The organism is Pedobacter hiemivivus, from assembly GCF_005144565.1.
Lineage (GTDB): Bacteria > Bacteroidota > Bacteroidia > Sphingobacteriales > Sphingobacteriaceae > Pedobacter > Pedobacter hiemivivus.
In genome coordinates, this window is sequence record NZ_SWDX01000025.1 from 1 (window position 1) to 3,365 (window position 3,365).

A 3,365-nucleotide genomic window follows, 5' to 3' on the forward strand; every position below is an offset into this window, starting at 1 on the left:
GTAATACCCGTTAAAGCGGCGCTAAATGTTTCGCCTGTTTCTACAAGGTTGTCGTTCTGGATCAATGCCGTAAAAGTCCTGGTCGCTCCGCTTATTGAACCTGCCGGAAAGATGACCGAACCTGTTGCATTTGCGTAATCACCGGGCGCAATGGCTCCGCCGTCTGAGGTAGCATAGTTTACCGTAAAGGATTCCTGGACATTGCCTGTTAAAGTCACTGTAAAAGTAGCTGTACCCGCGGCCTCGCTCACTGTAGCAGCAGTCGAGATGGATACGCTCGCTGCATCGTTATCAATGATGGTGGTGGTAGCGCTGGCTGTTGCCGGTGATATCGTGGCAAGACCGGTAATACCCGTTAAGCTCGCGCTGAATGTCTCGCCTGATTCTAAAAGATGATCATCCAGAATCGGTACAGTAAAGGTTTCGGTCGCCCCGTTTACCGAACCTGCCGGGAAGTTTACCGTTCCGGTAGTATGGGTATAATCTCCGGGCGACTGGGCGGTAAGGCCTGATGTGGTATAGTTTACCGCAAAAGCTTGCTGAACATTACCGCTTAAAGTCACCGTAAAGGTGGCTGTTCCCGCTGCCTCATTTATGGTTAAAGGAGTCGAAATACCTACGCTCGCTACATCGTTATCAATAATGGTAGTGCTCGCACTGGCCGCTGTCGGTGATATCGTGGCAAGGCCGGTAATACCGGTTAAGCTCAGGCTAAACATTTCATCCGGTTCTACCAGATTGTCGTCCTGGATCGCTACCGTAAAGACCTGGGTTGCCCCGCTTACCGAACCCGCAGGGAAGCTTACCGTTCCGGTAGTAATGGCTGTATAATCGTTCGGCGCCTGCGCGGAACCGTTTGCAGTAGCATAACTTACCGTAAAGGCTTCCTGAACATTACCCGTTAAGGCAACCGTAAAGGTCGCTGTGCCTGCCGCTTCATTGACTGTTAACGGGGTCGAAATTGCTACACTCGCCGCATCATTATCAATAATGGTAGTTGTGGCGCTGGCCGTAGCTATCGTAGCAAGACCAGTCGTACCACTTAAGGTGGCGCTGAACGTTTCATCTCCTTCTCTAAACTGGTCGTTCACGATAGGCACCGTGAAGCTGCTGACAGTCCCGTTTACTGAACCCGCCGGGAAGCTGATTGTCCCGCTGGTAGCGGTATAATCGTTTGGCTGAACCGCTGAACCATTTGATGTGCTGTAATTCACCGTAACGACATCCTGAGCTCCGCCACTCAAGGTCACCATAAAGGTCGCTGTACCGGCTGCCTCGTTAACCGTGGGAACGGTCGAAATCGATACACTGGCCACATCGTTATCAATAATGGTAGTTGCAGCGCTGGCCGTACCAATGGTCGTAAGGCCGCTGATACCACCTAAAGTTGCACTGAACGTTTCGTCCCCTTCTGCAAGCTGATCGTTAAAGATCGGTACCGTAAAGGTCTTTGTAGCTCCGTTTACTGAGCCCGCCGGGAAGGTAATTGTCCCGCTGGTAGCTGTATAGTCGGTCGGCTGAGTGGCTGAGCCGTTGACAGTAGCATAGTTCACCGTAAAGTCTTCCTGAACATTGCCGGTTAAACTTACCGTAAAGGTGGCTGTACCAGCAGCCTCATTAACTGTTGGATCGGTCGTGATCGCTACGCTTGCTGCATCATTGTCTGTAATGGTCGTTGTTGCAGTCGCAGTAGCTATGGTTGCAAGACCTGTAATATTACTTAAAGTAGCGCTGAACGCTTCCCCTGGTTCTCTGAGATTGTCATCCTGAATAGGCACTGTAAAGGTCCGGGTCGTCCCGCTTACCGAACCCGCAGGGAAGTTTACCGTCCCGGTAGTGATTGTATAATCACCCGGCGCAATCGCTGTGCCGTTTGCAGTAGCATAATCCACTGTAATCGCATCCTGAATACCGCCTGTTAAGGTCACCGTAAAGGTGGCTGTACCAGCGCTCTCATTTACTGTTGGATTGGTCGAGATCGATACACCAGCCGCATCATCATCATTAATGGTGGTTGATGCTGTGGCAGTACCCATCGCTACAAGAGGACTGCTGATATTGTTTAAAGTGACGCTGAACGTTTCACCAGATTCTGCAAAATTATCATTAACCAGATCAACCGTAAAGGTTTGTACCGCTCCGCTTACCGAACCAGCAGGGAAAGTTACTGATCCCACACGGCTAAGATAATCACCCGGCGCACTTGCCGTACCGTTTGATGTGCTGTAATTTACTGTAAAGGCATCCTGAACATTGCCGCTCAAGGTCACCGTAAAGGTGGCTGTACCATCAGTTTCATTTACCGTGGCAGGAGCCAAAATCGATACACCAGCTGCATCACTGTCCGTAATGGTGGTCGTGGCCGTTCCTGTGCCGATCGTGGTAAGTCCCGTGATACCGCTTAATGCTGCACTGAACGTTTCGCCGGATTCGGCAACACCGTCATTAACCAGCGGAACCTGGAAGATCTTGGTTGTCCCGCTTGCCGAACCCGCAGGGAAGCTGATTGTTCCGGTAGTAGTTGTATAATCGCCGGGCGCAAGGGCTCCACCGTTCGATGTGGCATAGTTTACTGTAAATAATTCCTGAACATTACCTGTTAAGGTCACCGTAAAAGTGGCCATACCTGTTGTCTCGCTCACTGTAGCATTGGTCGAGATGGATACCCCTGCTGCATCATTATCCGTAATGGTGGTGGTAGCGGTGGCAGTACCAATCGTAGTCAAGCCCGTAATACCGCTTAAAGTGGCACTGAACGTTTCACCTGATTCTAAAAGATGATCATCCAGAATCGGTACGGTAAAGGTTTGGAATGCCCCACTTGCAGAACCTGCCGGGAAGTTGACCGTTCCGGTAGTATGGGTATAATCGCCGGGCGACTGGGCGGTAAGACCTGCTGTGGTATAATTTACAGAAAAGGCCTCATGGACATTTCCTGTTAAGGTTACCCTAAAGGTAACTGTGCCCGCGTCCTCATCTATTGCTATTGGGGCCGAAATGGCTACACTCGCTACATCGTTATCATTAATGGTGGTCGTTGCCGTAGCGGTGCCGATCGTTGCAAGCCCCGTAATACCGGTTAAGGAAGCGCTGAATGTTTCGCCCGACTCTACCAGGTTATCGTCATTAATAGCTACGGTAAAGGTTTGGAATGCCCCACTTGCCGAACCTGCCGGGAAACTTACCGTTCCGGCAGTAATGGCTGTATAGTCACCCGGCGACTCGGCTGTACCATTTGCGGTTGCATAATCTACCGTAAAGGCTTCCTGAACATTCCCCGTTAAAGTCACCGTAAAGGTCGCTGTACCCGCTGCTTCATTGACTGTTAACGGGGTCGAAAGCGATACACTCGCCGCATCATTATC

At 50.8% G+C, this 3,365-nt stretch carries 1 protein-coding gene; it reads right to left on the reverse strand.

Annotated features, from left to right (window positions below):
* A partial coding sequence (locus FBD94_RS25790) for a beta strand repeat-containing protein (RefSeq protein ID WP_205945941.1) occupies positions 1 to 3,365 on the reverse strand: 3,365 nt, incomplete at both ends.